Origin of the sequence: Streptomyces sp. SID8374 (assembly GCF_009865135.1) — a bacterium.
Lineage (GTDB): Bacteria > Actinomycetota > Actinomycetes > Streptomycetales > Streptomycetaceae > Streptomyces.
This window is the reverse complement of sequence record NZ_WWGH01000001.1, coordinates 3,587,842-3,614,762: the sequence shown is the minus strand read 5'-3', so window position 1 is coordinate 3,614,762 and position 26,921 is coordinate 3,587,842. Positions and strand designations below refer to the sequence as shown.

General features: G+C 69.3%; 26 protein-coding genes. 20 read left to right on the top strand and 6 right to left on the bottom strand.

Annotation, left to right across the window (positions count from 1 at the left end; translation table 11 throughout):
* Positions 1 to 217: 217 nt before the first annotated feature.
* Positions 218 to 3,154 (top strand): BTAD domain-containing putative transcriptional regulator, encoded by a 2,937-nt coding sequence (locus GTY67_RS15810; protein WP_237502625.1) that lies wholly within the window; start codon positions 218 to 220, stop codon positions 3,152 to 3,154.
* A gap of 26 nt (positions 3,155 to 3,180) precedes the next feature.
* Here the strand turns inward: GTY67_RS15810 and GTY67_RS15805 are convergent, their stop codons facing one another.
* From GTY67_RS15805 to GTY67_RS35320, 3 genes are all read right to left on the bottom strand, one after another.
* Entirely contained in the window at positions 3,181 to 3,540 is a 360-nt protein-coding gene (locus tag GTY67_RS15805) for a hypothetical protein (protein WP_161279116.1), read from the bottom strand.
* A gap of 241 nt (positions 3,541 to 3,781) precedes the next feature.
* A complete protein-coding gene (locus GTY67_RS15800) occupies positions 3,782 to 4,819 on the bottom strand; it encodes a hypothetical protein (RefSeq protein ID WP_161279115.1) in 1,038 nt (345 codons plus the stop codon).
* Positions 4,816 to 5,055, bottom strand: a complete 240-nt coding sequence (locus tag GTY67_RS35320) for a 4-oxalocrotonate tautomerase family protein (protein WP_161279114.1) — start codon at positions 5,053 to 5,055, stop codon at positions 4,816 to 4,818. The genes GTY67_RS15800 and GTY67_RS35320 overlap by 4 nt, the downstream gene beginning before the upstream one ends.
* A gap of 290 nt (positions 5,056 to 5,345) precedes the next feature.
* Between GTY67_RS35320 and epsC the strand changes: the two genes are divergently transcribed.
* The 10 genes from epsC to GTY67_RS15745 all read left to right on the top strand — a co-directional run bounded on the left by epsC (position 5,346) and on the right by GTY67_RS15745 (position 16,096).
* Positions 5,346 to 6,059, top strand: coding sequence for a serine O-acetyltransferase EpsC (gene epsC / locus GTY67_RS15790; RefSeq protein ID WP_237502624.1), 714 nt, complete (start codon positions 5,346 to 5,348; stop codon positions 6,057 to 6,059).
* Positions 6,060 to 6,132: 73 nt separating this feature from the next.
* Positions 6,133 to 7,107 (top strand): cysteine synthase family protein, encoded by a 975-nt coding sequence (locus GTY67_RS15785; RefSeq protein ID WP_161279113.1) that lies wholly within the window; start codon positions 6,133 to 6,135, stop codon positions 7,105 to 7,107.
* Positions 7,108 to 7,109: 2 nt separating this feature from the next.
* A complete protein-coding gene (locus GTY67_RS15780) occupies positions 7,110 to 7,664 on the top strand; it encodes a cupin domain-containing protein (protein ID WP_161279112.1) in 555 nt (184 codons plus the stop codon).
* A 64-nt stretch (positions 7,665 to 7,728) separates the two neighbouring features.
* Entirely contained in the window at positions 7,729 to 8,679 is a 951-nt protein-coding gene (locus GTY67_RS15775; protein WP_161279111.1) for a DMT family transporter, read from the top strand.
* Positions 8,680 to 9,018: 339 nt separating this feature from the next.
* Positions 9,019 to 9,846, top strand: a complete 828-nt coding sequence (locus GTY67_RS15770) for a cupin domain-containing protein (protein WP_093686267.1) — start codon at positions 9,019 to 9,021, stop codon at positions 9,844 to 9,846.
* Positions 9,847 to 9,854: 8 nt separating this feature from the next.
* Positions 9,855 to 11,714, top strand: a complete 1,860-nt coding sequence (gene asnB / locus GTY67_RS15765; RefSeq protein ID WP_161279110.1) for an asparagine synthase (glutamine-hydrolyzing) — start codon at positions 9,855 to 9,857, stop codon at positions 11,712 to 11,714.
* Positions 11,711 to 12,802 (top strand): PrpF domain-containing protein, encoded by a 1,092-nt coding sequence (locus GTY67_RS15760; RefSeq protein WP_093686265.1) that lies wholly within the window; start codon positions 11,711 to 11,713, stop codon positions 12,800 to 12,802. Before asnB ends, GTY67_RS15760 begins: the two co-directional genes overlap by 4 nt.
* Positions 12,781 to 14,022 (top strand): acyl-CoA dehydrogenase family protein, encoded by a 1,242-nt coding sequence (locus tag GTY67_RS15755; RefSeq protein WP_161279109.1) that lies wholly within the window; start codon positions 12,781 to 12,783, stop codon positions 14,020 to 14,022. Before GTY67_RS15760 ends, GTY67_RS15755 begins: the two co-directional genes overlap by 22 nt.
* Entirely contained in the window at positions 14,019 to 15,479 is a 1,461-nt protein-coding gene (locus GTY67_RS15750; protein WP_161279108.1) for a dihydroorotase family protein, read from the top strand. The genes GTY67_RS15755 and GTY67_RS15750 overlap by 4 nt, the downstream gene beginning before the upstream one ends.
* Positions 15,476 to 16,096, top strand: coding sequence for a flavin reductase family protein (locus GTY67_RS15745; protein WP_093686263.1), 621 nt, complete (start codon positions 15,476 to 15,478; stop codon positions 16,094 to 16,096). The genes GTY67_RS15750 and GTY67_RS15745 overlap by 4 nt, the downstream gene beginning before the upstream one ends.
* Before the next feature lie 472 nt (positions 16,097 to 16,568).
* Here GTY67_RS15745 and GTY67_RS34575 read toward each other — a convergent pair whose 3' ends face one another.
* Positions 16,569 to 18,740, bottom strand: coding sequence for a hypothetical protein (locus tag GTY67_RS34575; RefSeq protein WP_202461455.1), 2,172 nt, complete (start codon positions 18,738 to 18,740; stop codon positions 16,569 to 16,571).
* Positions 18,741 to 19,082: 342 nt separating this feature from the next.
* On the opposite strand from GTY67_RS34575, the gene GTY67_RS15735 reads away from it, so the two are divergent.
* Positions 19,083 to 19,544 (top strand): GntR family transcriptional regulator, encoded by a 462-nt coding sequence (locus tag GTY67_RS15735; RefSeq protein WP_343238691.1) that lies wholly within the window; start codon positions 19,083 to 19,085, stop codon positions 19,542 to 19,544.
* Positions 19,541 to 20,113: an HD domain-containing protein gene (locus GTY67_RS15730; RefSeq protein WP_161279106.1), complete on the top strand. Its 573-nt coding sequence runs from the start codon at positions 19,541 to 19,543 to the stop codon at positions 20,111 to 20,113. Before GTY67_RS15735 ends, GTY67_RS15730 begins: the two co-directional genes overlap by 4 nt.
* Here the strand turns inward: GTY67_RS15730 and GTY67_RS15725 are convergent.
* A complete protein-coding gene (locus GTY67_RS15725) occupies positions 20,101 to 20,574 on the bottom strand; it encodes an NUDIX domain-containing protein (protein ID WP_161279105.1) in 474 nt (157 codons plus the stop codon). The genes GTY67_RS15730 and GTY67_RS15725 overlap by 13 nt on opposite strands.
* A gap of 2 nt (positions 20,575 to 20,576) precedes the next feature.
* Complete coding sequence (locus GTY67_RS15720; RefSeq protein WP_161279104.1) at positions 20,577 to 21,338, bottom strand: helix-turn-helix domain-containing protein; 762 nt, start codon at positions 21,336 to 21,338, stop codon at positions 20,577 to 20,579.
* A 706-nt stretch (positions 21,339 to 22,044) separates the two neighbouring features.
* Here GTY67_RS15720 and GTY67_RS15715 point away from each other — a divergent pair.
* The 7 genes from GTY67_RS15715 (at position 22,045) to GTY67_RS15685 (ending at position 26,843) form a co-directional block, all read left to right on the top strand.
* Complete coding sequence (locus GTY67_RS15715; RefSeq protein WP_161279103.1) at positions 22,045 to 22,314, top strand: DUF6284 family protein; 270 nt, start codon at positions 22,045 to 22,047, stop codon at positions 22,312 to 22,314.
* 80 nt (positions 22,315 to 22,394) lie between these two features.
* Positions 22,395 to 22,742, top strand: coding sequence for a hypothetical protein (locus tag GTY67_RS15710; protein WP_237502623.1), 348 nt, complete (start codon positions 22,395 to 22,397; stop codon positions 22,740 to 22,742).
* Complete coding sequence (locus GTY67_RS15705) at positions 22,739 to 23,578, top strand: DUF2637 domain-containing protein (RefSeq protein WP_161279101.1); 840 nt, start codon at positions 22,739 to 22,741, stop codon at positions 23,576 to 23,578. The genes GTY67_RS15710 and GTY67_RS15705 overlap by 4 nt, the downstream gene beginning before the upstream one ends.
* Positions 23,578 to 23,895, top strand: coding sequence for an RRQRL motif-containing zinc-binding protein (locus tag GTY67_RS15700; protein WP_161279100.1), 318 nt, complete (start codon positions 23,578 to 23,580; stop codon positions 23,893 to 23,895). Before GTY67_RS15705 ends, GTY67_RS15700 begins: the two co-directional genes overlap by 1 nt.
* Positions 23,896 to 23,906: 11 nt before the next feature.
* Positions 23,907 to 24,287: a DUF6251 family protein gene (locus GTY67_RS15695; RefSeq protein ID WP_161279099.1), complete on the top strand. Its 381-nt coding sequence runs from the start codon at positions 23,907 to 23,909 to the stop codon at positions 24,285 to 24,287.
* 75 nt (positions 24,288 to 24,362) lie between these two features.
* Positions 24,363 to 24,686 carry a hypothetical protein gene (locus GTY67_RS15690; protein ID WP_161279098.1) on the top strand — a complete coding sequence of 108 codons (324 nt, stop codon included), beginning with the start codon at positions 24,363 to 24,365 and terminating at the stop codon, positions 24,684 to 24,686.
* A gap of 78 nt (positions 24,687 to 24,764) precedes the next feature.
* The gene (locus tag GTY67_RS15685) at positions 24,765 to 26,843 is read left to right on the top strand and encodes a cell division protein FtsK (RefSeq protein ID WP_161279097.1); all 2,079 of its coding nucleotides are present in this window, start codon (positions 24,765 to 24,767) and stop codon (positions 26,841 to 26,843) included.
* The last annotated feature ends 78 nt before the right edge of the window (positions 26,844 to 26,921 follow it).

Genomic DNA, 26,921 nt, shown 5'->3' with positions numbered 1-26,921 from the left:
GAAGACTCATCTGGACGGCAGGAATGCGGAGCGTCGGCTATGCGTGGGTGGTGGCAGAAACCGCTCCGTGGCCGCTGGAGGAGGAAGCATCATGGACGAGGTCGCGGAGACACACAGATTGCAGTTCCGTATTCTGGGCTCGTTCGAATGCTGGGACGGGGCCGACCGAATCCGGGTCGGCGGACCTGTGCATGAAAAGGTTCTCGTCACACTCCTGTTGGAACCTCAGCGCGTACTCCCGGTCTTCCGGCTGGTGGAAGCCGCCTGGGACGAGAACGCGCCCGCCACCGCCGCCCATCAGGTGCGCAAGGCCGTCGCGGAGCTGAGGCAGCGCATTCCCGGCGGACGGGATCTGATCGTCACCGAGGGTCCCGGCTACCGAGCGCTCACCACGCCTGCGCAGGTGGACCTCAGCAGATTCACCGAGGGATTAAAACAGGCCAGGGCGGCCGCTGTCGCCGGGCAAAGCACATATGCCATGACGACACTTCGCGAGGCCCTGGCCCTGTGGCGGGGCCCTTTGCTCGCGGGCGCCGGTGGGTCGGTTCTGTCCGCGGCCTCCGCGGCCCTTGAGGAACGTCGCCTCACAGCCGTCGAGCAGCTTTTCGAGCTGCGCCTGGCCAGCGGCGAGGGCAGTGAACTCATCGGAGAATTGCGGGAATTCATCGACGCGCACCCGTTGCGTGAAACTCTGCGCGGCCAGCTCATGCTCGCCCTCTTCCGTTCCGGACGGCAGGCGGATGCGCTGGAGGAGTTCGCCAAGGTCCGGGACTTCTTGATCGACGAACTCGGCATCGGCCCCGGTGACGCACTCTCGGAGCTGCACAACGCGGTGCTCCGCAACAGTCCCGAACTCGCCGCCCCGCAGCCGCCCGCCACCGCCCCCTTCGCCGCGGAGAACAAGCCCTCCACCCTCCCGTACGATCTGCGTGACTTCACGGGCCGTGAGGAGGAAGTGAGCGAACTGCTCGGGTTCGTGGAGGAGGCCCGGGGTTCCGGGCCCCTGATCGTCGCGATCGACGGCATGGGCGGAAGCGGCAAGACCTCGCTGGCCGTTCGCGCCGCGCACCGGCTCGCGGAGAAGTACCCCGACGCCCAGCTCTACATCGACCTGCGCGGGTTCACCCCCAACGACCGTCCTCTGAGCGCGAGTGCGGCGGCCGAGGCCCTCCTGCGCATGCTCGGTGTGCCCGGCGACCGTATCCCGGATGACGCGGAAGGCCGCATCGCCCTGTGGCGGCGCACGATGAGCACCCACAAGATGATCTTGCTACTCGACAATGCCGTGGACGATTCCCAGGTCAGACCCCTGCTCACCTCCCCCACCGAGACCCTCGTGCTCGTGACGAGCCGTGCGCTGCTCGTGGACCTCGACGCCGCCCACACCGTGTCCCTGGGTGTCATGCCGCCGAACGACAGCGTCGCCCTCGTCGAGGGCGTACTCGGCCGGACTCGCGCACAGAACGAGCCCGAGGCCGTCGCTCAGCTCACGGAACTCTGCGGCCACCTTCCGCTCGCCCTGCGCATCGCGGCGGCCCGGTTGCGCAAGCGGCCCCGCTGGACCGTCCGGTACCTGGTCGACCGGCTCCGCGACGACGCCCACCGGCTGGCCGAACTCAATTCGGGTGAACGCAGCGTCGAGGTGACGCTGCGGCTCTCCTACGAGGGCCTGGCCGCCGAGACCCGAGAGGCGTTCCGGCTCCTCGGCCAGTATCCGGGGGTCGAGATCAACACCCACGCCGTGGGCGCCCTGTTGGGGACGAGTGCCCGGGAGGCGGAAGAAGTTCTCGAGTACCTCCTCGACATGCACCTGCTCCAGCAGCACGAAACCGGTCGGTACGCCTTCCACGACCTCGTCCGCAGCTTCGCGCAGAACCTCTCGCGCGGTGGTGCACACCGGCCGCAGGAAGCCGACGGGGAGAAGCGCGCCGAGGCCTACGGCGACGACGAGACCATGTCCGCCGTGGGCCGGCTCCTCGACTTCGCGCTTGCCGCGACCGACGCCGCCTGCGACCTGCTCTTCCCCGGGCGGGCCGGGATCGACCGCTCCGAGCACCCGCGGTCGGCCGCCGAGCTCCCTCCGCTGGACACCGTCGAACAGGCCCGCGACTGGCTGGAGCGTGAACAGGACTCGCTGCTGGCCGCCGTATCACTGGCCTACCGCTGGGGAATGGACCGGCACGTAGGTCTGCTGGCCGCCAACGTTGTCTTCCCTCTCGACCTGCGCGGCCGCCTGGAGGAGTTCAGGGAGTTGGGCCTCGTCGCGGTCGCCGCATCCCGCCGATTGGGTGACGCCGCTCTGCTGCGGCTCAGCCTGTCCAACCTCGCGGTGGCCTGCTGGAAGCTCGGGCGCCTCACGGAGGGCATCGAGATGTCGGAAGAGGCCCTGGCCCTGGCCAACGGTCTCGATGACCAGCGCGGGGTGGCGAAGGACACCGGCGTTCTCGGGCTCCTGCTCAGCACCCTGGGGCGCTACGACGAGGCGCTGCCGCGCCTGCGGCAGTCCATCGAGATCAAGCGGCAGTTGGGCGCGGAGCGCGCCGAGGCCGAGTCCCTGACCAACCTCAGCAATCTGTACGCCGAATGGGGGCGGTATCCGGAGGCGGTGGAGGCGGCCACCCGCTCCGTCGCCCTTTCCCGCTCCATCGGTTCGGTCGACAAGGAGGTCGAGGGGCTGACCGACCTGGCTGTGGCCAGGATCGGTCTGGGCGAGGTCGCCGAGGCCGCGGAGCTCCTGGCCCGGGCCCGCAAGCTGGCGGGGGACGTCATCTCGCCCGCCGACCTGTCGCTGGTCCTCGCCCTGTCCACCGAAGCCGCCGACCTGCTCGGCGAGAGCGCGCAGGCCGCCGAGTGGGGGGAGTCGGCCCTTCAGCTGGGCGATCTCAGCGGTGTACCCATGCGCGAGGCCGCCGTCGGCAACATCGTCGGCCGGTTCCACACCCGTAACGGCAGGTACTCTCCGGCCCTCGAACTCCACGCGCGGGCCCATGACGCGGCCTCGCGCATCGGCTACCGGGTCGAGGAGGCGCGGGCGCTGGCAGGCATGGCCGACGCTCTGGAGTACATGGGAGAGCAGGGAGCGGCCTCGGCTCACCGGGAGTCGGCCCGCGAGGCTTTCGACGCCATGGGGGTCCCGGCGCCTCCGGCCGCGTGACGAGGCCCCCGCCGACAGGAAGCGGATCAGGCCGTGATGCGCGGGGAGGCGTCACGGGAAGCGGCGGCCAGGTTCGGTCCTTCGCCGTCCGAGGCGTGGGTGGTGTTGGGCCCTTCGCCGGTGTCGGACTGTGCGGGGGAGGTGTTCGGCCCTTCGCCGGTGCCGGACCGTGCGGGGGTGATGTTGGGTCCCTCGCCGGTGTCGGACTGGAGGGGCGTGATGTTCGGTCCCTCGCCGGTGCCCGGTCCGCCGTGGACCGCGGAGTGGTGGGTGGCCGGCACGGCGGAAAGGCTGCCGTCCGCCGCCGCCGCCGAAGCGGCCGCGCCTCCGCTCATGAGAACGGCTGCCGTAAGAATTCCCACCATCGCCGACACCGAGTTCCGCATGATCTACCGCCTTCTTGAGTGGTCTTGCCGGGGCGTTCCTGCTGACGGGAATGACTCTCGCGGGCCCCGCTCCCGGGGCGTTCCACTTCCGCTACCGGCCCTCGCAAGGCAGCCGGGAACGCGACAGGAAACCCCTGCGGCCGACGGAAGAGGCGTCCGCCGGGTCGCTGTGGCGGGAGGGCGCGTACGCGAAGGGGCCCGCCGACGACATCGGCGGACCCCTTCGACGAGCGGATTCGGATCAGGCGGGACAGCCGAGCACAGCGGCCGTGCGGGCGGCGAGTTCGACGGGGGTGAGTGCGGTGAGCAGGACGTACCCGTCCCGCGACTCCCGCACGTCCGCGGGTGCCTTCATCTGCCCGGGTGCGCCGGGTGGATCGAGCAGGGGGACGGCGGCCGCGAACCCCACCGGCAGCGCTGCCTTCAAGGGCTTCCCCGACAGGGCACGGACCAGTTCCCGCTCCGCGACCAGTCCCGTCGTCAGTTCGATCAGCCGCGAGGCGGGCCAGCTCGCCTGACGTGGCACCGCGTCGATGACGCACGGCCCCTGCTCCGTACGCGCGATACGGGTGAACGCGTACCCGAACTCGTAGCCGACCAGGTCGAGAAGGCCCGTGGCCAAGGCTCTGATCTCCGCTTCTTCCGGACCGGTGATCGGGGCGGGGAAGGTGTGGAGGGCGAGCCCGGCGCCCTGCGGAATCGTGGAGTCGGCTCCGGGCACCCGGTCCGCGCCCGGTCCGCTGCCGGCGTCGGGCTCCCCCCGGCCGCTGAAGGCCCGGTCGGCCGGGAACCGGCCGCTGGGACTCCCTTCGCCGAACCGGAATTCCACGATGCCGGTGACCCGGTGCATTCCTTCGACCGTCAGGGTTTCGACCCCGTACACGACATCGCACAGCGACGGCCTGTCCTCCGGCCCGTCCGGCAGTACCAGCGACTGCCATGGGGGGCCACTGCGGTTCAGCAGGTTTCTGACCTCTGCGGCATCCGCGAGCAGCCGGGCGGCGGAGGCGGGATTCGGCGACACCCCCAGTTCCTCGGCCGTCTCCAGAACGGCGGGATGGGTGCCCGCCTCCCCGCAGGCGACCAGTCTGTCCACCCGGTGGGTGAGCACGGTGTCCCTGAGGTGTGTACGCAGTTCCTCGTCCGTGAATCCGGCCGTGTCGGCGACCGTGACGATGTGGAAGCCGGCCTCCGCCGCCGCAGCCGCCAGCTGGTGCGTCGGTGCGACGAGAAGGAGGCGCCGGGGATCGGCGGCGCCGGATCCGGCTGATGCCGTCACGGCTGCTGTCCCCCGGTGTCCTGCGGGCCGGGGGAGGAAGCGGCGCCCACGACGAGAGCGTCGGCGAGCACGCCGCCCTTCCCCCAGTGGTCGGTCTCCACATCCCGCACGATGACGGTGACGGCCTCCTCCGGGCATCCGGCTATCCGGGACACACTGGCGGTCAGTTCCTCGACCAGCTCCTGGCGCTGTGCACGATCGTTCCCTTTCCACCAGTCAACGGAAATCACAGGCACGGGAAACTCCTTCTGCTCGGGGCGGGGGGCTGCTCTGGGCGGGTGGGAAAGAAGAGCGGGGCCTCGGTGTCCGTCGACGCGGAAACGGGCCGGCTGTCCGACGGACGGTCGCGCGGCACTCAGGCGAGTGTGGGCCGGGACGTTCCTGAATGTTTCCCGCACCGTTCCCCTCTCGTTCCGCCACGGCCCGAGACGCTCCCGCCGGGTGGGAACGCGGCGGGACTCCAGTGGGAAGCCCACCGGGCACGCTCAGCTCCAGTCATGAGGCCCACCCCGCCCCTGGAGCCACGATGAGCCTGCTCAGTCCGACGAAACCGGAATCCGATCCGGCCCTCGGCCCCGCACCCGGCACCGCATCCGCCGCCGGTGAGCCCGAGGGGCCGACGGCCACCCCCGCCTCTCCCACCCCCCGCCTGCTCGCGGCGCTGCGTGAGGATCTCGACGTGGTCGTGGCCCGCGACCCCTCCGTGCGGGGCAGGAAGGAAGCGATCCTCCACCCCGCGCTCACCGCGCTGTGGGCGCACCGCATCGCGCACCGCATGCACGGTCGCGGCCTGCGCATCCCGGCCAGGCTGCTGGCCCGGTGGGCCCGCCGGGTGACAGCCGTCGAGATCCACCCCGGGGCCGTACTGGGCCGCAGGGTCTTCATCGACCACGGCGCCGGGGTCGTCATCGGGGAGACCGCCGTGATCGGTGACGACGTGACGATGTACCACCAGGTCACCCTGGGCGCGGTCGGCTGGTGGAGCGACAACAAGCGGCCCGAGGGCGACCGCCGCCATCCCGTCGTCGGCAGCGGCGTCATCCTCGGCGCCAACGCCACCGTCCTCGGGCCGGTGACGGTCGGTGACCGGGCGGTCATCGGTGCCCAGGCCCTGGTCAACAAGGACGTCCCGGGCGGCGCCCGGGTCCTCGCGCCCACCGCCGTCATCAAGGAACCCGGTCGGCGGCCGGAACTCATGGAGGACGTCTTCACCGTCATCGCCTCCGCGGGGTCCTGGTGACACCCGCCCGCCGGTCCCTGGTGACACCCGGGACCACCCGCCCCCGACTCCCCCGATTGCGAGAGACGCAGCCATGACCACCACCGCTCACGCCCCGCTCACTCCCGTCGCCTCCGCCCGCCCCGCCGTCGCCTCACGCATCGAGGACCTCGTCGGCTCCACACCGCTGCTGGAACTGCGGCTGCGTGATCTGGCGCCGGGCGCCCGGGTGCTGGCGAAGCTGGAGTCCGCCAACCCCATGTCCTCCAGCAAGGACCGCGCCGCCCTCTACATGCTGCGTGCCGCCGAGGAACGCGGCGCGCTCCGGCCCGGCGGCACCGTCATCGAAGCGACCTCCGGGAACACCGGAATCTCCCTGGCCGCGTTCGCCGCCTCCCGCGGCTACCGCTGCGTGATCGTCCTTCCGGACAACGCCACGGCCGAGCGGGTCAGGCTGCTGCGCGCGTTCGGGGCCGAGATCGTCCAGACGCCGAGCTCGCTCGGCTACCCGGGGGCGATCGCCGAGGCCGAGCGGTTGCACGCGGCCACTCCCGGCTCCTGGTTTCCCTGCCAGCACGAGAACCCCGACAACGTGAGGGCCCACTACGAGACGACGGGGCCGGAGATCCAGGCGGCCGTGTCCTCCCTCGGCCGGCGCATCGCGGCTTTCGTGTGCGGGGTGGGCACCGGCGGCACTCTCACCGGCGTCGCCCGCGCCCTCAAGGAGCACGACCCCGACGTACGCGTGATAGCCGTCGAGCCGGAGAAATCACCGATCCTGTCCCAGGGGCACGCGGGCCAGCACCGCATCCCCGGGCTCAACGGCGGGTTCGTCGCCGATACGACCGACGTCTCCCTCATCGACGAGGTCGTGACGGTCTCCGACGAGGACGCCCTTCTCACCGCGCGCCGGCTGGCGACCGGTCAGGGCCTCTTCACAGGCGTCTCGTCCGGTGCCGCCGTGCACGCCAGTGAGCGCGTCGCCCGCAGGCCGGAGTTCTCCGACGGCATCGTGGTGACCCTCCTGCCGGACACCGGCGAGCGCTATCTGAGCATGTGGGAGGGCTAGACATGAGCCACGCGATGTTCCGGGCCTACGCGGACGCGGTGAAGGCCGAGATCGGCACCGCCACGACCACCCGCTTCATAGCACTCGCCGAAACCACCGACGGGCGGTTCGGACTCTTCCACCACTCGATGCTGCCGGGGGCCGGAGGGGCGGACCCGCACTACCACTCCCGGATCTCCGAGTCCTTCTACGTGCTGACGGGCGAAGTCCGGCTGCACGACGGCACCGGCTGGCGTACCGCACGTGCCGGCGACTTCCTGCACGTGCCGGAGAACGCGGTGCACGGCTTCCGCAACGAGAGCGACTCGCTCGTCGAGATGCTGATCATCTTCACGCCGGCCGAACACCGGGAGGGCTACTTCGAGGGCCTGGCCGCGCTGCTCGCCGACGGCAACCGCCCCTCCCGCGAGGAGATGGTCGCCCTGATGGAGAAGTACGACCAGTTCGAGGTCGACGCCCCGGACACGGATCACGACCACCCCCACCCGCATACGCACGGCGACGGTCACCGTCACCACCACGGTCCCGCCGGCGCACACGCCGCCCCACAGCACTGACCGGCGGGGCTCACCGGCCCTGCTCCTGTCCTCCCTTCCCCCGTCTCTTCGAGGAGATCACCGCATGAACATCGCCAACTGGGGCCGCTTCGGTCTGCTGGCCGCCCTGTGGGGCTGCAGCTTCGCCTTCATCAAGATGTCGCTGGAGGCGTTCGCGCCCCTCCAGCTCGCCTCAGGCCGACTGGTCGTCGGCGCACTCGTCGTCCTCGCCATGCTCGCCGTGAAGCGCCTTCCCCTGCCGTCGCGCCCGCTCTGGGGACACATCGCCGTCGCCTCCGTCTTCGGCAACGTCATCCCCTTCACCCTCTTCGCCATCGGCGAGCAGCACACCACCGCGACCATCGCCGGCGTGATCCAGGGGGCCACCCCGCTCATCACCATGGGCGTCGCCGCCCTCGCGCTCTCCGAGGAGAAGCCGACGCGCCGCAAGGTGGCCGGCCTGGTCGGCGGGTTCGTCGGGCTGATCATCGTGGTCGGGCCGTGGAACACCGACGGCTTCGGCTCGATCGGCGGCCAGCTCGCCTGTGTCGGCGCCGCCGCGAGCTACGCCGTCAGCTTCGTGTACATCCGCCGCTTCATCGGCCCCCACAAGCTGCCCGCGCTCTCCGTGACCGCGGCCCAGCTGAGCGCGGCCTCCGTCATCACGGTGGTGCTCACCACGTTCGTGACCGGCTGGAGCCTGCACGGCGACCTCACCGCCAAGCCGCTGCTCGCCCTCCTGGTCCTCGGCGCAGCCTCCACGGGTATCGCTTTCGCGCTGCTCAACCGACTGATCGCGGACGCCGGTCCGACCACGGCCTCCGGCGTGAACTACCTCGTACCCGTGTTCTCCGTGGTTGTCGGGGTGCTCGCCCTGAGCGAACCGCTGACCTGGAACGTACCGGTGGGCGGGGTCATCGTCATCGCCGCCCTCGCCCTCGCGGAAGGCCGGATCTCGGCCCTGTCGCAGTCGGGGAAGCCCAAGCCGACGTCACCGGTCGCACCCGACCGTGTGCCGCAGAAGAGCCGCCCGTAGTACCGCTCCCGCAGTACCGCGGTACAGCCCAGCCCAGCCCAGCCACGCCTCAACGAGCCGGGGCCGGCGCGGACACCCTTCCCAGGGTCCGCTCCGGCCCCGGCTCGTTGCGTCATGGCGCAACGAGCCGGGACGGCCGTCGAGACCGCCGCGGCAGCACGAGAAGTGGCCTGCGGTACGGATCGGTTCCCGGCCACCTCCCCGGGCCCGGTAGCGATGCGGGAGTGCGACAGGACCGGCCGGCGCGAACCTTGCCTCACAGGTCGCCACCAGGCCCCGCCCACCCCGTCCGTTCCCGGCGTCCTCTCGCCTCCCTCCCCTCCCCAAGGAGCACTTCGCATGACGCGCACCACCACCTCGCCGGCTCCCGTCACTCCCTCTCTCGGGGACGCCCGGATCATCTCCACCGCCGACTTCGTCTTCGCCCCGCTGGCCGGGCGGCTCACCGAACTCGCCACCCCGGTCAGCCCTGCCGTCGGCTCCACACACGTCACGCTGCACGTCGTACGGATCGCCCCGGGCGAGTCCTTCGGCCCCGAGTCGAGTGTCGAGGAGGAGAACACCGCGGTCGTCTTCGAAGGCCTGGGGACGGCCACGGTCGGCTCCCGCAGCCGGAGCGTCGAACGGTCCCACGCCGTCTACGCGCCCACGGGTCAGGCCCTCAGCCTCACGGCAGGCGCGGACGGACTCGTCGTCTACATCTGGCGTACGCCCCTCACGGCGGGGCGCCGGCCCGGCACCGACCCCGAGCCGTTCTCCACGCTCTGGGACGAGACCACCCAGCTGCGCGGGTTCGGCGGCACCGGCCAGATAGCCCCCGACGCCGACCGCGCCACCATGAACTTCGTCTTCTGGCCCGGCAACGGCAGCAGCCAGCTCTGCCTGCACTGCGGCATCCAGCAGCCGGGCCAGACCTTCAACGTCCACCTGCACCCCGACAGCGACGAGGCGTTCATCGCCTTCGAAGGCATCGGCCAGATGTACCTGCGCGACCGCTGGATCGATGTCGCCGCCGGGGACGTCCTGTACGCCGCGCCGGGTGTCCTGCACGGCGCCCGCAACCCGCACACCGCGCCCGGCGCCCGGCGCTTCGTGACCTGTGGTGGTCCCAGTCCCTATGACCCGGCGCTCTATTCCGCAGCCGGCCTCTCCTCCGACGTCAGGTGATCTGAGCCATGTGCCGAATCCACGGATCCTTCCACGCCCGCACCACCGATGACGAGATGCGCCGGGTCGCCGCCCTCCAGCACCACGGCGGCCCCGACGCCCAGTCCTTCGCCCGGCAGTCCGGCTGGGCCCTCGGCAACAACCGGCTCTCGATCATGGACCCCGAGGGCGGGGACCAGCCCTACCGCCTGGGCGACATCACCGTCGTCTTCAACGGCGAGATCTACAACCACGACCGGCTGCGCACCGAACTCATGCGCCAGGGCTTCCACTTCGACGACCGCTGCGACGGATCGATTCTTCCCGCCCTCTACCTCACGTACGGGGACCGCTTCGCCGAGCACCTCGACGGCATGTTCTCCGTCGCCGTGATGGACCTGCGCCGGGAACCGCGCCTGGTGATCGCCACCGACGCCTCCGGCATGAAGCCGCTCTACTACCACTGGGAGGAGCGCAGCGGCCGGTTCCACTTCGCCTCCGAACTGCCCGCCCTGCTCGGCTTCGACGGCGTACGCCCCTACGAGGACGAGCTGGGCCTGCACACCTACCTGTCGGCCAAGACCCCCTTCGGCCAGCGGACCATGTTCGAGGGCATCGACGTCCTGCCGCCCGCCACCACCGCGGTCGTCACCCGCGAGGGCGGCCTGCGCCTCACCTCCCGGCGCATGGGGTACGAGTCGGCTCCGCCGGTCGACGAGGAGCGGAGCCTGTCCCGGGCGGGCGAGTCGCTGCGGGAGCTGCTGACCCGCGAGGTCTCCCGGCTGCTGATCGCCGACGCGCCGGTCGCGGCCATCACCTCCGGCGGACTCGACTCCAGCCTGGTGACCGCGCTCGCGGCCCGCATCCTGTTCGACCGCGGCTCCAGCGAGGCGCTGCACACGTTCAACATCGCCTACACGGGCAACTGGCCCGGGGACGAGCGGGCCTTCGCCTCGGAGGTGTCCCGGCACACCGGCACAGTGCACCACCAGGTGGAGATCGACCCGGCCACCTTCCCGGACCTGATGGGTGACGTCGTACGCCACCTCGGCCAGCCCAACGCCGACCCGATCACCCTCTCCACCTTCTCGCTGTTCCGGGCGGTCCGCGACGCCGGATTCAAGGTGGCCCTCACCGGGGACGCGGCCGACGAGCTCTTCGGCGGCTACAGCCGCATGACCCAGGCGCTCGCCGCACCCGAGGGGGCCGACTGGGCCACCCCCTACCTCGACCATCTGGCCGCGGTGCCCGATTCGCTGCGCCGGCAGCTGTACACCGCCGACTACGCCGCCCGGGTCCACGCACCCGGCGCGTCCCCCCTGCCGCCCGGCCTCACCGACATCCTCACGCACGGCGAGGGCAGCCGCCTCCAGCGCATCACCCGGATCGAACAGCGCTACCGGCTGCCCGCCTACCACCTTCGCCGCGTCGACCACCTCTCGATGGCCAGCTCGGTGGAGGCCCGGCTCCCGTTCTGCCAGCCCGGCGTGGTGCGCTTCGCGGCGTCCCTGCCCGACCAGCACCGCACCGTCCCCGGCGTCGGCGTCAAGCGCGCGCTGTACCGGGCGGCCGAAGGACTGCTGCCGGACAGCGTCCTGAACCGGCCCAAGCAGCCCTTCACCCTGCCGATCACAGCCATGCTGAGCCCGGGGCAGCGGCTGTGGGCGATGGCCCGCGACGTCCTGTCCCCCCAGGCCCTGCGTGCCGACGGGCGACTGCGGTACGAGGTGGTCGACGCCCTGTTCGCCGAGCAGGAGGCCCGGCCGTCCGACGGCACCTCGCTGGCCCTCTGGGCCCTGATGTCGCATCAGATGTGGCGCAGCGAGTTCTTCGGCACGTCCGCCGGCTCGAACCGGCAGACCCGCGAGCTGGCGGTGGTGGCCGGATGATCGTCTCCCTGGTCAAGGCGGCCGGCGCACCCTGCCCCACCGCGGTGCTGGACGGCCGCGACCTTCCCGAGTCCGATCCCCAGTTGCTGGGCGCGCTGGCCGGTCTGCGGGCCGACCTGGCCCGGCATGGCTCGGCCGATGTGCTGAAGAACGCCATCGTGCGGCCCTCCCGGCACCCGCTGTTCGACCTGGACTACCGGTTCGTCCAGTCCCTGCCGCAGAGCCACGACAGCTTCGACCTCCGCGGCTCCTGCGGCCACTCGATCCTGGCCGCCGTCGAGGCGGCCGCCCGCATCGGCATGATCCAGCCGCTGGTGCCGGGGTGCCGGGTCCGGGTCAACGTCCTCAACAACGGTGACAACGTGGTCTGCGAGGCCGAGGAGACCTTCGGCGGCGGCACCCGGTTCACGGCGCACTTCCTGTGCTCACCGCCGCTGGAGCTGCCGGAGCTCCTGATGACGGGGGAGCCGGTGACCCACGTCCCCTTCGAGGGCCGGTCCGTGCCCGTGTCCCTGGTGTCGATGGGCAATCCGTACGCCTTCGTCGACGCCACGCACCTCGGCGTCGACGGACCGGACGCCCTCTTCGGCGACGCCCCCGGCCTGTTCGACACGATGACCCGGCTGCGGATCGCGGTCTGCGCCTCGCAGGGCTGGGGCACCTTCGGCGCCTTTCCCAAGATCGCGGCCGTGCTCCCGCAGGACGGCGGCGGCCTGTACGTACGGGCCGTCTCGGTTCCCTCCTGGCATCCCACGGTCGCGCTGACCGGCGCCATCTGCCTGGGCGCCGCCGCCGGCATCACCGGCACCGTCCCCTGGTCGCTGGCGGGCCGCGCGGCCCGGGACCCTGACGCCCTGCTCCAGGTCCGCACCCCGGACGGCTGCGTCCGGGTGGCCGCCCATTCGACGTCCGGCCCCGACGGGCGGCGCCGGCTCGCCTGGGTGTCGGTCGCCGAGAAGCAGGTCGAGTACCGGGGGCTGCTGCCGGGTCCCCGGTCCGCGACGGCCCAGCCCCCCGCTGTCTCCGCCCGCCTCACCCCGCCCGCCCCCCTATCCGAGGAGAACCCGTGGGTTCCGCTGACAGCCTGACCGCCGTACGCGACGACACCGGCCCCCGAGCGTTGTCCGACCCCTTCGGCATCGATCCGTTCCCCGGTGACCACCGCCGATCCGTCCCCGGCGTCATCGCGCGCCCCGCCCCCGTACTGCCGACACCTCCGACCCTGGAACGGCTGGCGGCCTGCGCCGAGGCGGCCGACCTCACCGGGGAGCCGGACCGCGAAGCCGTCGCGGTGCTCCGCGAGAGCGGGCTGCTGGCCCTCGTCGTACCGAAGTGCTACGGCGGTGCGGGCGCCGACGCGGTGGCCCTCAACACCTGTGTGGAACAGGTCGCCTCGGTGAACGCCTCGGCGGCGATCATGCTGTTCCAGCACTGCGCCGTGACCAGCCGCATCGTCGAGAACGGCTCGCCCGCCCAGCACCGCGAGGTGCTGCCCAGGCTGGCCGACGGCAGGTGGCTCGCCGCCTCCGCCTGGTCGGAGAGCGGGGCCGGCGCCGACAAGAAGAACCTCGCGACCCGGGCGCACCGCACGCCCGAGGGGGACTGGCTCCTGGACGGCGCCAAGTCCTTCACCACCAGCGCCGGCCTCGCAGACGTTTACCTCGTGCTGGCGCAGACGGTGGACGAGGCCCCGGCCGCCGCCTCCCAGGACACCGGGTACGGGTCGGCCGGGCAGACGTTCTTCCTGGTCCCGGGCGAACACCCGGGGCTGGTGCCCGACACCTCGATGCGGCTGACCGGGATGCGCGGCTCCGCCACCGGGTTCGTGTCGGTACGGGAGTGCGTGGTGCCGGACTCCGCACGCCTCGGCGCGACGGGCGTCGCGGCGTCCATCATCGCCCGGGTCCGCGACAGCGGCGCCTCGCTCGGTGCCGTCGCCGTGGGCGTCGCCCAGGCGGCCCTCGACGCCGCCCACGCGCATGCCGGCCGCCGGGGGCTCTACGCCCACCAGGCGGTACGCCACCGCCTGGTGGACCTGGCCACCCAGGTCGAGGCCGCCCGCGCGGTGGTGGAGCGGGCCGGCCGGCGCAGCTCCGCCGCCCCCGGCATGACCACGCTCCACTCCAAGCTGGCCGCCTCCGAAGCGGCGGAGCGGGTGGTGGCGGACGTGGCCCGCTTCCTGGGATCGGCGGGCTACGTGGAGACGCATCCGATCAACCGGTTCGGGCGCGACGCCCGGGCCGTAGCCCTGATGGGACCGACCAACGACCTCTGCAAGGAACTGGTGAGCCTGCCGTGGAACCGATGAACTCCCCCTCTCCCATATCCCCTGCCTCCTCCCGGGCCGACCTGGTGGTGGAAGGAGGCCGACTGGTCACCCCCGAGGGAGTGGCCGAAGGCAGCGTCGTCGTCCGTGACGGCCGCGTCGTGGCGATCCTCGCCCCCGGTGCTCCGCTGCCTCCCGGGCCCCGTCTGAGCGCTGCGGGCAAGTACGTCCTGCCCGGGCTCATCGACTCCCATGTGCACTTCCGCACCCCGGGCCTGGAGCACAAGGAGACCTGGGAGAACGGCAGTCGGGCCGCGCTCGCCGGGGGCGTCACGACGGTGATGGACATGCCCAACACGCGCCCGCCGTCGCTCGACCCGGCGACCCTGCGGGCGAAGGCGGCGCTGATCGCGGGCCGCTCCTACGTCGACCACCGGTTCCACATCGGAGCCGACCCGGACCACCCCGAGGTCCTCGCCGACCTCGCCCCGGAGGTGGCGACCTCCGCCAAGGCGTTCATGGCGGGCCACCACACGGCACCGGTGGTGTTCCGCGAGGCGCACCAGCTGGAGGCGGCGTTCGCCGCCGCCGCGCGGGGCGGGGTGCGCCTCGTGCTGCACGCCGAGGACCAGCACGTCTTCGACCTGCTCGACTCCCGTGCCGGCGACCCCGAGTCGTACGACGCCTACGAGCCGCACCGGCCGCGCTCGGGGGCGATCGTCGCGGTCGCCAAGGTCGTCCAACTGGTCCGGACGTACGGCACGAAGACGCACATCCTGCACGTGTCGTCCGCCGAGGAGACCGATCTGCTCGTCGCCGCCGCGGCCGAGGGGCTGCCGATCAGCTTCGAGGTCACCGGGCACCACCTCGCGTTCACCGACCACGACACCGCCCTGCGCGGTCCCCGCACCCGGCTCTCACCGGCGATCCGCGCTCCCCGGGACCGGGAGCGGCTCTGGCAGGCCGTGCTCGGCGGGGAGGCGTCCACGATCGGCAGTGATCACGCCCCGCACACCGTCGAGGAGAAGAACCGGCCCCCGGCCGAGGCGCCTCCCGGGCTCCCGGGGGTCCAGGAACTGGCCGTCTCCGTGTGGACGGGCATGCTCGCGCGCGGCATCACCCCCGACGCCGCCGCCGTCCACCTCGCCCGGCTGATGGGAACGGGTCCCGCGGACCTGTTCGGCCTGGCCGGGAAGGGCCGGCTGACGGTCGGCGCCGACGCCGACCTGGCCCTCCTGGACCCGGCCGCCCGCTGGCAGCTCTCGGCGCCCCACGTCGAGTCGCTGTGCGGCTGGTCGGCGTACGAGGGCTGGATGTTCACCGGCCGGTTCACCACCGTGGTGCGGGGTGGACACGTCGCCTGGGACCTGGAGCGGGGCACGCTGGGCGAGCCCCTGGGCCGCTGGCTGACCGGGCCGCCCCCGTCCCTGCCGGACTTTCCCGCGAACGGGGTACCGGCCCCCGCGCCGGCCCGGGAACTGGAAGGAGCGGTCCGATGAACGCCACCTCCCTGCTGACCGCGTCCACCAGGCCCCGCTCCACCCGCCCCGCCTCCGCGCCGCGAGCCGACTCCCCGGTGACCGGCACCCCCGCCCCGGCCCCGACGGCGCCCGGCGACATAGCGGCCGACGAGTTCCGTTCCGCCATGGCCTCCCTCGCCGCCCCGGTCACGGTGGTGACCTGCTACGACGCGACGGGCACCCCGCGGGGGCTGACGGCCAGCGCGGTGTCTTCCCTCTCCCTGGACCCGCCGCTGCTGCTGGTCTGCCTGGACCGGAACTCCCGCACCCACGACGTTCTCGTATCGGCGGACGCCTTCGCCCTCCATCTGCTGGGCCCGGAGAACGAGGCGCTGGCCAAGCGGTTCGCGGGCCCGACCGACCAGCGCTTCACGAACGTTCCCCTGGCCGCCGGACCGACATCACACCGCGCGCCGCAACTGGCCGACTGCGCACTGCGGTTGACCTGCGCCCGGTACGACGTCATCGAGGGGGGCGACCATTCGATCCTGGTGGGCCGAGTCACCGCGTCCGACTGCCTGGGCCGCCCGGCCGGAGGCCTGATCTGGCACCACAGAGGCTTCGCCCACGCGAGGCCGGCGGAGTCCTCCGCCTGATCGCGGCCACTTCGGTGCCCGTCGCCGCGCGGCGGACCGTTGTGGACAGAGGCCGGAACAACGAGTGCTGAAACGTCGAAGGCCCCCGCAGCAAGCTGCGGGGGCCTTCGACGTATTGCCCGGTGAGAGCAATGGCGGAGGATACGAGATTCGAACTCGTGAGGGGTTGCCCCCAACACGCTTTCCAACTGTGCGAGTGGCTGTTTACGAGCGTCCATGTGCGGTCGCCTTGCAGCTCAGTGGAGGTCGTTGTACAACGACGAACCTGCGCGGGCACCAGCGAACTGAACAATGAACAGGACAACGAACGTGAGTCAGCTAGGTCGTCAGCGATGCTCGTCAACCGGCGTAGGCATCGTCGTACGTCTGGTCACTCACGGACATCGGCCCGCCCGGCACGCCGCCCGGCTATGTCCCCTAGCCCGCGCAGGGACCATGCACGTGAGCTATAGACCCGTCGGGGGATAGGCATTTATGTCATTTTGGGTTGATTCAGCATATCTTCCGCCAGCCAGCTGAATTTCTCGGTCTTCGATTGGCCAGCCATTCTCTTCACGTACTTGACCTCTCGCTCCTTAACTTCATCCAAGTTAAGCGGATTCCATTGGAATGGATCGCTACCAAGAGACCAAATTGGCCGACCGAGAAGCGCATCATAACTCAAGACAATGCGCGAGTGCCCCTCACTTTCCGAGTAAGCTGCAAGCTGTTCAAAATCCGTTCCCGCATCTTTTCCATATTGACAGCAGGCGACTACTGACCAGGGGGATTTCAAAAATGAAGCCAAGTGGCCAAGTTTGTCGATTTCTCCATCTGTGAAACCGGAGGACGTCCGCTTCACTTCCACTGGCACGAATTCTCCCCTCCTCGTGAAGAGAAGAACGTCTGCTTCTCCTTCGAGGCGTGTTTCCCCCTTTTTGTGAACCTCTATTCCAGGATGGAGACCGACTAGCCTGCCTCTCCTTCCCGCCTCAAATAGCTGGTAAAAGTATCGCGCTACCAGCAGGTGTCCCATCGCATCCTGCTCATACACGCGCCGCAGGCGTTCAGATAGACGATATCTAAATTCGATATTACTTCGGTCTCCGAAGGGAGTTGACATCTCTCGTGCACACCCGCGACAGATAATGGGCGGGGCAAAAGCTGCAACGGGTATCCACTGCTTCGCGTCGCAAGCATCGCACGCCAATTGAAAACCCTTCAAGATGAGGTGCGACTTTTCGGCCCACAGGAGCCAATTCTTGGTAGCTCTATCGCTATTGCCGAGCGCCTTCTTGAACTCATTGAACGTTTTTTCCGGGAGTTCATCCGTGGTGGGTCCGACCGAATGTCCAGGGTTTGCCTCCAGGCCAATATTTCGCAGCCGGTTCTTGTACCACCCAAACCCCTGACGTGCCGCCATTTCCTCCAGCATATTAAGAAGTGGGGCATGAGCTAGATTATCGAGCATGCTGATGCTGGCGAGTCCAGACAGAAGCACACGAGCCGCGCGGCCAGGCTCTGACTCTTGGAGATCGAAACCTCTCCCGGACGCCACCGATCTGGCCATGAGCATTTTACTGGGCCACGACAGATGCCGGACCTCCGCGCGCTTGGAGTGCACGGGCCGTGTACTGCTGGCACCCGCAGAAAAGGTGGCATTAGATGTAGTGACTCTAATGTCAGGCCCTTCAGGGAAAGGGCTATCTAGCACGCTGACGTCCGCCCGCATGCTTGATGTGGGAGAAAAAATGCCGTGCTTAAAAATACTGCGATGGGTATCAGTCGGCAGAGGAACGAACTGACTATTTCCCTTATCCCAAACGAGCACTTCATTGCGTGAGACGCTACCCGGGTAGCCGAAATGTAGCATATCCGCGTAGCTCGCAATTCCCACACTCGCGACGTCTTCGCCAATAAGCGCGCGAATTTCTTCGGGTGCTAGGCTGGCGCTAGTCACATACAGGCCGTTCACCGCAAAGCCATTTCGTGATAGGCCGGGAGTCTTCAGCAAGGAACGAAGACTGTCAGCGGTGACGCACTCTACGGGAATCCCGATTGGCAGTGGCGCAGAGTCTCCATTTGCGCCACGTAGATTCCAAAGCAGCGCGGAATCGTGCACGTCACCGGGTGAGCAAATTACAACTACATTAGGACCTGCGTCAGTTCGAGGGAACTCGGGAGCAGGGAGAACTACGCCTGCTGTCCTAATTCCGGTACTACCGGCATTTCCATACCCAAGCCCCAACATGGAAAGTAGGCGTGGAGAAAGAGAACTGCGTGAGCTCAAGCGTTGCAAGAGGTCATCCAATGACCCTTGAGCTTCGACCCTGTTGACGCGGATGAAGTTCTCGAAGGTGAGATTAGGAATCAACTGGTGAGAGCTCAATAGTTCCGGATTTGGATTTTCTGGCAAAAGCCCAAGGCATGCAGCATAGATCATTTTCCATGGGTCTGACGCTGCCAGCTCCACTACTTCTACAGGCCGGTATTCATCGACCTTTCCAGATTCCAGAAGCGTGAAAGCCAGCTGAGGTCCGTGGGCCGGTAGTTTCCAAGGGTATTCCACCTTTGCCTCGGAAAGGTGGATCAAGTTCCACGGGTGAAGCCCTTCGATCCCATCTATTGCCGAGCCGGGAATAATGCGGGCGTAGGTATCATCCACAAGGCCATCGGAAGACAGAGGAACCAGAGGTGCTACGGCCCCACCCCAGATCTGGCATTCATCGCGCACTGTGTTGATGAACGCACTCTGGCTTAGGGGGGCGGCCAGAGGGACAGCCATTCGCTCTGGGCGGTAAGAGATACGGACCTCGTTTGTTCCTTCCAGTGTCTCCTCATCGAGTAGGCCTCTCATTGGTTTCCCTCCGAACGCAGACTGCGGTGGTCCAGAGCCCGAAGCCTACGCGGGTGAGCGTCTCAGAGTTGCGTTCCTGGCAGCATGGGGGCGCGTTGGAAGGAGTACATGGCAGGCTTGAGGTACCTACGAGGAGAAGAGGGAAGACGCGTGTCGCAGGCCAGCCCTCGCGGGACCTTCCTGAAGATCGCTGATGTCGTCAAAGCCCAGATTGAGGCCGACGACGGGATGACCGAGCTGCCGTCGGCTGCGGACCTCATGCGCGACCACGGTGTATCCCGTGGCGTAGCGCTTCGAGCGTTCCTCGCCCTTCAGGACCAGGGGGTGGCGGAGCCGGTGCCCGGTGGGCGCTGGCGAGTGGTGCGACGCGGGCAGCACGTCGACCGCCGTCCTTTGTCCGAACGCCTGGCTGACGTGATCAAGGACGACAAGCTCAAGGTGGGTTCGCCCTTCCCCAGTACGTCAGCCCTGTGTTCGCGCTTCGGCGTCTCGCGGCCCACCGTGAGGAGGGCGCTCGACAAGCTTCAGGCTGCCGGGCTGGTATCAGAAGGCAAGCAGGGCAAGCAGCGAACGGTTCTGTCCCTGCCGAACGGAGAGGAAGCCAGACTTTGAGCTCCACTGCATTGACGGCGTGGGCCTACCCCCTCGCGGAATCACTGCTATCCGAACCCCTGCCTCGCCGGTGGGCTCACTCGCAGGGCGTGGCGGAGAGGGCTCGCACTCTGGCCCCCATCCTCGGTTCGGACGCGAACCTTCTGGAGGCAACGGCGGTACTGCATGACATCGGCTACGCGCCGAGTCTCGCGAAGACTGGATTTCACCCACTGGACGGGGCGCGATACCTACGCGACGTCGCTCACGCCGACGACAGGGTGGTGCGCCTTGTGGCTCATCACTCCTGTGCCTGGATGGAGGCAGAAGCGCGTGGGTTGCGAGACGAGCTGGAAGAGGAGTTCCCGCGCGAGAACGCGCACCTGACTGACGCGCTCTGCTTCTGCGACATGAACACCACACCGGACGGCACCCCGACGAACCCGGTGGACCGAGTGAACGAGATCGCGGGCCGCTACGGGCCGAACAGCTTGATCGGGACGTTCATCCGGCGAGCCGAACCCGAAATTCTGGGTTGCACGGCACGAACCCTTGAGCGGCTCGCTGCCGTCAAGCGTCAGCCGACGTAAGGGGCAGTCCGGTCCCGGTCCAAGGCGTGCTCGATCCTGAGCCGCATGGTGGGGTGGATGTCGAACTCACGCAGGTCCGATGGGCTGACCCATCGGACCTGCGTCGTCTCGTCACTCGTCCTGACCTCGCCCCCGACCGGGCGGGCGCGGAAACAGATGCTGAACTGCTGCCGTGCTTCGCCATCGTCGTACAGCATCACGTGGCCGGGGTCGGTGTAGATCCCCGACATGTCCACGACCTCGGCCTTGACGCCGGTCTCTTCCCAGACTTCCCGCACGACAGTGTCGCTGATGGACTCGCCCACATCGTGCCCACCGCCCGGCAGGGCCCACCGGCCGTTATCGGAACGCTGGATCAGCAGCACATCACCTGATTCGTTCTGCACGAAGGCCACGACGGACGGCACCACCGAGTTGGCCGGCGGGGCGTCGGGGTCATGAAGGTAGTCGATGCGTCCCATGCTCAAACTCCGGTGATGTCGTGGTCAGAGACCGGGCGGGCGCCGCCCCAGGTCTGTTCGATGCTATTTGCATAGGTGTCGAAGAGCCCACCGCCAGGCAGTCGCCGTAGGTGCAGGACCGGAGCCATGTAGGCCCCGATTCCGTATACGTGGGTGTTCACCAGCATCTCGTCATCGGACCGGAAGAGCGAGTTGTAGAGCGTCCCATCATGTAGGCGAAAGCCGATACCGGGATGGCTCGCGAACAGCGGGCGATAGTTCACCAGCGCATTGCGAATCTTGCCGTCCATGATGCGGTGACCTTCGTCTATGCCTCGTTGACGCACAGCAGCGCACCCGGGATCACCCAGAAGAATTCTGATCTGTGTCGTCCCCTGCGACTTTCGCTTCAAGAGGTCGTGAAACAGCGGGTCTTCGGACATCCACAAGCCTGAGTAGACGAGTAGGTCGATGTGCGACTCAGCCCGCTCATAGATGTCCCGCCACAGGTTGTTGGGAACCATGTGACGGTGCGGGTAGATGGTGACGATCTCCGCCTTGCTGAGGTCAGTTGCCGATTCAACCGCGCGCGAGTCGTCGGGCCACAACGTCGTCACGTCCACCCTGAGCTGTGAGGCAGTGGCGTACTGATGCCGCCGGTACGGAACTTTGCCCTGAGTGATCCACCGCTCCACTGTCTTCGGATTGACCTCGATCGCCTCGGCGAGATCGTGGACGCTCATCCCCTGCGCCAGCATGGCCGACCGTAGGCGCTCGTTGGACATCGCAACCCCCGTGGGACGTCTTGGGACCTCTCGACGGTAGCGAGATGAACTTGAGCTGTCCACGCATGGGGTAACCAACGCCCTTGAGCTGCGGCGATGCTGATGGCACGCCAGGGACTCCCCGGCGCAAAACCAAGAAGTTCCACAGCTCCGCTTGACGGAACCTCAATGCAGGACCTGTAATACAGGTACTGCATTGACTTCGAGTCGGAGCGCAGAAGGGGCCCTCTTTGGGTTGCTTCGACCTGAACGAGCAGCGGGACCCCGCCGGACTTGCTTACACGCGGTTCGAGCGGCAGGGGAGGCGTAAAAGTCCGGCGTCTTCACGGAGTAATCGGTGTCATCGGCTAAGTCGTCGGTCTGGCCCTCGGGAGAGTCCCCGAGGGATCGGATCGCGGGGACCCCGGTGGTTGGGCTGCACCCGGTCCATGACACCCGTGAGGGAGGGAGATCCACTCAGCGAGTAGCGACTGAGTGGCCGCAGTAACCACGTGCCGGCCGAGCGAAGGAGCGTAAGGCGCGCAAGGAACTGCGGCACGACAGTGACGGGCTTCCCGTCACTCGTCATGCGGGCAGGGCATCGGCCGTTGCGTCGGTGGCCTGCCCGCTTGACGAGTCCCACCACCACCTGAAACACGGCACGGCCCCGGGGTGCCACCCGGGGCCGCTGTCGAGCCGCCACACCTTCACAGGGAGAGAACGACTCATGAAGAGCATCGCAGCACTTCAGGCCGTTGGTACGGCCAACCCGTTCGACGGTGAGCCGTCGGACGCCGAGCTGGACGCGATCGACCGGGAGATGCCCGCCATCCTGGCTGGCATCGCTCTGCTGGACGCGGAGATCGTGACCATCGACCGCAGCCCGACCGAGCTGGACGAGCGGCGTATCCGCCGGGCCCGGCGGCGAGTGCTGGCCGCTCGTCGGGAGCTGGCCAACCGGTCGGTCGGCGTGAGCCTGTCGGGGGGTGCTGCCTGATGGGCGGTCGCTTCGATCTCACTGCGTACGACCGCAGCCGTATCCTCGCTGCCCGGCAGGCCTTGGCGGATGCGCAGTCCATGAGCCTGCTGGATGTGTCCGCCATGGCCCGGATGATCGGTCGCCTTGAGGTGACCGTGGAGCAGCTGGTCGAGATGGTCGACGCGCCGCCCGCCGGGGCTCCGGTGCGGTGCCCGGCCGCGCACCCGGAGGACTCGACCCTGTGCGGGGGCCCGGTTGTCGTGACCGTCGTCGATGCGGAGAACGCGGGTGCCGACGGGTGCGAGCACCACGCCGCCCGCATGCTGGCCTCGATCAGCGGCGCCCGCCCGGTCGCCAAGCCCGACGCCCCCGCCGGCGTGGCGGTGCGGATCTTCCGCACCGCCCACCACACCCGCCCCTTCCCGTGGCGGGGGGAGCAGTCGTGAACCGCTTCGGCAAGGGCCTGCTGGTCGCCGCTCTGGTCGGTGTGGTCGCGATGGCGTTCCGGGTGTCCTGGAACGCGCTGCGCGACGTCGCCACCGCCACCGGGGCCGACCCCACCGCCGCGACGCTCTACCCGTTCGTCGTCGACGGACTGATGGCGCTCGCTCTGGTCGCGACCCTGGTCCTGACCGGTGACGCACGACGGTTCGCACTGCGGGTGCTGGCCGCCTACACCCTGGCCTCTCTCGTCCTCAACTATGTCCACGGTCTCGTCCCGCAGTTGCATGACGAGGTGGTCGACTGGGGTCGACTGGCCGACTGGGACCCCGCGAACTGGGCCCTGGTGCTGCTGGCCACGTCGCTGCCGGTCGGGTCGATCTACTTCGGCTCCGACCTCGTCGCTAAGGTGCTGCACCACCAGCCGATCGAGCCTCCGGCCGATTCCACGAATCGGAAGGAAGCGCCCGAGAACACCGTAAAACGGTCGACGGCTGACCTGGAGGTATCGACCCCCGCCCCGATCGCCCCGGCACCGGTCCCGGCGGCGCTGGAGGCCCCGGTGGTGGTCGACCTGGTGAAGTCGACCGATCGGGCACCGATCGGTGCGGTGGCCGCCGAGTCGACCCGGCCGCGCCGGGCGACCGGACGCGTCCCCGATGCCGCCCGATCGAGTCGACCGGTCCGCACCGCCGAACAGCTCCTGATCGAGGCCCGTACGGCTACAGCCGATTGGCCGGTGAAGGAGCTGACGGCCGAGGGCATCCGGCGGGCCGTGCGGACGTCGCCCGCCAGGGCGCGCGATCTGCGCGAGACCCTGCGCGCCGAACGCGCTGCCTGATGGCCGACGTCTACCGGTGGCGGCTCGCCCCCGATGGTTTGGCCACTCGCCGTCAGCTCCGGTCCATGGGGTTGCGGCCGGGTGGTCAGGACGTCGTCGCGGAACTGCACCGCCCTCGCCGCCGTCGGGCCCCGCTGGTCGCCTACCTCTACCGCATCGAGCACGCCAAGCCCGTACGCCCCATGACCCCGGCCCGCGCCGCCGCGCTGGATGCGGCGATGCGAGCCCGCCGCACCTGCCCCAACTGCCTTGTCGACGCCGGGTACTGCATCCCGCGTTCGCTCGGCATGTGTGTGCCCTGCCACGACTCCCCTTGAGAGGTCACCGGATGGAACCCCACCTGCCCACACCCCGCCCGTCGGCCGTCGTCACGCTGCCGGACGGCACCCCCGCCTACGCCGACCACCTCCCCGCCACCTACCAGCCCACCACGGCGGTGCCGCAGGTGGTCCACGTCCACCAGGCCCCGCCGGACCGGACGGTGCAGCGCCTCGCGCTCGGCTCCGGCATGGGCGCCGGTGCGGTGGCTGCCGGCGTCTACTTCGGTCCCCTCCTCGTCGGCGCGCTCACCGCGATCGCCGCGAACCTTGCCCTTCTCGCGTTCCTCGCCGTCGCCCTGACTTGGGGCGTGGTGACGGTCGTGAAGTCGGTCGGCGGTGCGGACGGCAAGGCCGCCGCCTCTTCGCTGCGTAGGGGCCGCCGTCGCTGACGGCCCTCTGTCCGTCCGGTCTCGTACCGGGCGGGTGGAGGGCCGGACAGACCGGCCCCACCAGGGAGGTTCACCGTGTACAGCTACACCCGAGCCGAGTCCCGCGAGCGCAACAAGCTGTTCCGCAAGGGCTTCAAGCAGGCCCTTGCCGACTGCGTCGACGCCAAGGTCACCGCTCGCATCCACGCCATTGACGCCGTGGCCGCCGAGCGCGGGCAGCGGGAGCTGAGGGCGCTGCACGAGGTGCAGGCCACCGCCCGGCAGGAGTTGGCCAGGGCCAAGGCCGCCGAGCGCACCGCACCCCGCACCGACAAGACCGCCGCCCGCCAGGCCCGCAAGGACGCCGAGCAGCGCGTGCGCCTGGCGGAGCGGGCCGTCCACAAGGCCGAGCGCGACTGAGCGGGGGCGGCCGGACCCGGCCAAGGAAACCGGCCGCCCTCTTTCCTCTCCACCCATCGAGCAGGAGGAAGTACCAGCATGACGGACACCACGGCACCGGCCGCGCATCTGCGGCCGGTGCCCGACCTGGACGACGACACCGAGACCACCGCGCCCGTCGCGGTCGACAACCCCGCGCTGCCTGAGCCGAAGGTCACCGTGGAGAAGCGCAAGCCGGTGCTTGCCGGTTGGCTGACCGACCGGCGCGACTTCACTGCCACCGCCCGCCACGCCGGCGCGAACGCCGGATACAGCGCCCTGTTCCACGGCGTCCGGCTCCCGGTCTACGCCGGGCGTCTCGCGCTGATGTCCCCGCGGGGAGCCTGCCGGTTCATCGCCACCACCAACCGGTGGGTCTGGGACCGCGAAGCCGCCCCCCTGCGGGCCGCCGCCGTCCGCGCCGAGGACGTCGAGGAGTACATGCGCCTGGCCCGGCTGCGGGCCGGACGGGTTCGGCTGCGCGGCTTGGTCGCCCTGGTCGCGGCCGTATTCGGCGTCGGTTTCGCCCTCTGGCTCTACGTCATGGCCCCCGCGCTCATGTACGCGTTCGCGGCCGGCGGGGTGCTGCTCCTCGGCACGGCCGGTCAGCAGCCCGACGCCCCGGTCATCGGCCCCGCCGTGCTGAAGACGGAGGTGCAGAAGCTCACCGGGTCGATCGTGCTGCGCGGTCTCGACTCCATCGGGAGCGCAAAGATCTCCGCCGCGATCAAGAAGGGCGGCGACATGAACGGGCTGCGCTTCACCAGCGAGATTGTGCGCGACGGGCCCGGCTACCGTGCCGACCTCGATCTCCCGTACGGGGTGACGCCCGAGGACATCATGGAGGCCCGCAAGCCGCTGGCGTCCGGGCTGCGCCGCAAGGTCGGCTGCGTCTGGCCCTCCCCCGATCCGGCCGAGCATGAGGGGCGGTTGGTGCTGTGGGTGGGGGACAAGCCGATGAACGAGACCACCAAGCCGGCCTGGCCGCTGCTGAAGTCGGGCACGGTGGACCTGTTTCGGCCGGTGGTGTTCGGCAACGACCAGCGCATGCGCGACGTGTCCGTGACGCTGATGTTCGCCGCCGTGGTCGTCGGCTCTATCCCCCGCATGGGCAAGACGTTCCTGATGCGGCTGTTCCTCCTCATCGCCGCACTCGACCCGCGCGCCGAGCTGCACGCGTTCGACTTCAAGGGCACCGGCGACTTCGGAGCCCTGGAACCCGTCTGCCACCGCTACCGGGCAGGCGAGGAGAACGACGATATCGAATACGTCCTGGACGCGCTGCGGGAGCTGAAGGAGGAGCTGCGCCGGCGGGCGAAGGTCATCAAGTCCCTGCCGCGTTCCCGCTGCCCGGAATCCAAGGTCACCCCCGAACTGGCCAGCGACAAGAGTCTGGGGCTGCACCCGATCGTGGCCGGGTTCGACGAGTGCCAGGTGCCGTTCGAGCACGAGGAGCACGGCAAGGAGATCGAGGCGATCTGCACCGACCTCGTCAAGCGCGGCCCGGCCCTCGGCATCGTGACGCTGTTCGGGACGCAGCGCCCCGACGCGAAGTCGCTGCCCACCGGGATCAGCGCCAACGCCGTGCTGCGGTTCTGCCTGAAGGTTATGGGGCAGCCCGCCAACGACATGGTGCTGGGCACGTCGATGTACAAGGCCGGGTACCGGGCCACCATGTTCTCCCGCTCCGACCGGGGCATCTGCTGGATGGCCGGTGAAGGGGACGACCCGCGCATCGTCGCCAGTGCGTTCGTGGACGCGGTGGCCGCCGAGCAGATTGCCGCCCGCGCCCGGCAGGTCCGCGAGGAGTACGGCAACGTCACCGGCCACGCCATCGGCGCCGGGCCTGAGAAGTCCGGGCAGTCCGATGTGCTGGCCGATGTCCTCGCGGTCATCGCCCCCGGCGAGAAGGCCGTGTGGTGCGAGCGGATCGCCGCCCGCCTGGCCGGCGCGCAGCCGGATGTCTACGGCGGGTGGAAGGGCGAGAACGTCACCGCCGCTCTCAAGCCGCACGGCATCAAGGCCGGGCAGGTCTGGGGCCAGACCGACACCGGGGAAGGCAAGAACCGGCGCGGCATCGATCGCGCCGACATCACCGCCGCCATCACCCTCCGTAACCAGAACAAGGCCGCTGCCTGACCCCAGCAGGACTGCTAGACCTAGCAGCCCCGGCTGCTAGGTCTAGCACCCCCGCTAGCACCCCACACCGCCCCTGAG